The 2,576-nt window shown below is 64.8% G+C and carries 2 protein-coding genes; both read left to right on the plus strand.

Annotated elements, in window-relative coordinates; translation table 11 throughout:
* On the plus strand, window positions 1-1,095 hold a 1,095-nt coding region (locus tag LNV23_RS23715), incomplete at its 5' end, for a glycosyltransferase (RefSeq protein WP_263565216.1).
* Window positions 1,096-1,194: 99 nt separating this feature from the next.
* On the plus strand, window positions 1,195-2,451 hold the full coding sequence (gene fliB / locus LNV23_RS23720; protein ID WP_263565217.1) for a flagellin lysine-N-methylase: 1,257 nt from the start codon (window positions 1,195-1,197) through the stop codon (window positions 2,449-2,451).
* The last annotated feature ends 125 nt before the right edge of the window (window positions 2,452-2,576 follow it).

The following is a 2,576-nucleotide window of genomic DNA, read 5'->3' on the forward strand; positions in this document are numbered from 1 at the left end:
CGGCAAGGGCCGCGCCCAGGGCGCCATCCAGATGCACTGAATCTCCGGGGCGCCGCGATGTACCGCGTCTGCCTGGTCGTGATCGCGCGCAACGAGGCGGCGCTGATCGGCCGCTTGCTCGCCAGCGTCAAACCCTGGGTCGATGACATGCTGGTGCTGGACACCGGCTCCAGCGATGCCACGCCGGCCCTGGCACAAGCGGCCGGTGCGCGCGTGGCTCACTTTGCCTGGTGCGACGACTTTTCTGCGGCTCGCAATGCAGCCCTAGACCTGGCCGCAGCCGATTGGCATCTGGTGCTGGATGCCGACGAATGGCTGATCGGTGGCGGCCAGGCGCTGCTGGAACTCAAGCAGCAGCGGCCCGATTTCGTCGGCAGCATCGAGCTGCTGGACCAGTTTTCTGACGGCCAAGACAGGCTGGCCCATGCGCGCTTGAGCCGCCTGCTGCCCGGCCATCTGCGCTATGCCGGGCGCATTCATGAGCAGCCCCAGCACCGGCTGCCCTGTCGACCTCTGCCGGTACAGATCGGCCACGACGGTTACCTACCCGAGCGCTTGCAAGCCAAGCGCGGGCGCAACCAGGCCTTGCTGCTGAAAGCCCTTCAGTCGCAGCCCGAGGATGCTTATCTGCACTACCAGCTCGGCAAGGACTGCTCGGTTTACGAGGACTATGCGGCGGCCGAGGCCAGCTTTGCTCGCGCTGCGGCACTGTGTCCTGGCGAAATGTCTTGGTGGCCCGATTTGGTGGCGCGTCGCCTGTTCGGGCTCAAGCAGCTCAAACGTCACGACCAGGGCATGGACTTCGCGCAGACCCAGCTGGATCGCTGCGCCCAGTCTCCGGATTTCTTCTTTGCCCTCGGCGATCTGCTGCTCGACTGTGCCGCCGATCTGCCCGATCAGGCGCCGGGCCTGCTACCTCTGATCGAAGACGCCTGGTTGCGTTGCCTGGAGATTGGCGAACGCCCGGACCTCAGCGGTGCGGTGGCTGGCCGCGGCAGCCATCTGGCCGCCCACAACCTGGCCTTGGTGCTGGAAGGCACCGGTCGCGCCGAGCAGGCGGTCGCACTGCGCCTTCGCTTCGCCCTGGCCGCTTGATCAAGGCCGACCGCTGCCGGCTTTTTCAGCGATGGCCCGGCCCGGCTGAGCGCTCCAATTCAGCATCGGGACGGCGATGCCATCGGAGGCTGGCAAGTGATGAATCAAAGCAAGACGGTGAATGTGCTCGCGCCCAGCTATATGCAGGGGTTTCAATGCGTCGGCTCGGCCTGCGTGGAAACATGCTGCAGCAGCTGGCATATCGCCATTGATGAGCCGACTTACCGCAAGTACCAGACCATACGCATCGAACCTCTCGCCTCGCAGCTGCGTCAGCATGTGCAGCTCAGCAGCGAGGCCGCGAAAGCGCAGGGCGCCTATGCCAGCATCCCGCTGGCGTTGGGCGAGAGCTGCCCCATGCTCGATGAGCAGCAGCTCTGCAGCATCCAGACCACGCTCGGGGCCGAGGCCCTGTCCAGCACCTGCAGTGATTTCCCGCGCATCTATGTGCATGACGGTCAGCGCCTGGCCATGGCCGCCAGTCTGAGCTGCCCAGAAGCGGCGCGCCTGGCCCTGGCCGACGAGCAGGCCTTGGACCTGGTGGAGCTCCCACTGGCCTTTTCCGCACAGCGACCACCCGCCTTGCATCGGCGGCGAGCGTCAGCTGGCGCGCAAGAGCAGGACCTCGTGCGCCGCCATGGTGGCTTGCTGGCCTCCGTGATCTCTGCACTGCTGCGTCTGCACAGCCTGTCGGCCGAGCAAGCCTTGGTCTATGGCGGGCTCATCCTGCGCCGCGTGGCGGGTTTGGCAGGGCAGGAGTTCGGCGCGGCCGAGGCCGCGCTCGAGCAGGTGCTGGAACAGTTCCTGGGCCCGCAGACTTTGCAAAGGGCGCCGGAGCTGGTGGCTGGTCTCAGCGTGCCCAAGGGAGCGCAGTTCAGTCTGCTCTTGGCGGCGAGTCAGCGCTTCATGCGCGACCATGGTGGCCGTGCTTCATTCCGCGCCTTGATGGATGAAGTCAGCAAGGGCTTGGAACTTGGCCAGTCACCGTCGCACTGCCTGGCTCGCTATGAGCAGGCCGACCAAGACTATCTCCGGCCATTTCTCGCCGAGCATCCACATCTGCTCAAGAACTATGCTTTGAACTCCGTGCTCTCGTCTGTGTTCCCACGTGAAGGCATGGCCGAACTGCCGCATGAATTCATGGAATTGGCGGTGCGGCTGGCCCTGATCCGCTTCTACCTGGTCGGTCTTGCGGCGCTGCGCGGCCCTGAGCTTTCGGTCGACGATGTGCGGCGCACCGTTTACGGTGTGGCACGCAATATCGAACACAACCGACGTTTCTTGCCCGGGGTGATGCAGGCCTTGGAAGCGCATGGAGCTTTGCGTTTGGAAGTGCTGGCGACCTTGCTGCTCTGAGCGGCGCCGCGGTTCCCCTGACAGGGGCAAACCCAGCTCGCCCATGGGTGAGAAAAGCCAGATATTTCACGGTCTGCAGCGCGCTTGTAAGAGTTTGCCTGACAAGGTTCTGGGAAGAACCGGGA

Origin of the sequence: Kinneretia sp. DJ1R-11 (genome assembly GCF_025717595.1) — a bacterium.
In the GTDB taxonomy this organism is placed as follows: Bacteria; Pseudomonadota; Gammaproteobacteria; order Burkholderiales; family Burkholderiaceae_C; genus Paucibacter_A.

What these genes read in the sequence shown, in the direction of transcription:
- fliB (WP_263565217.1), top strand. Translation starts at nt 1,195, where the DNA reads ATGAATCAAAGCAAGACGGTGAATGTGCTCGCGCCCAGCTATATGCAG.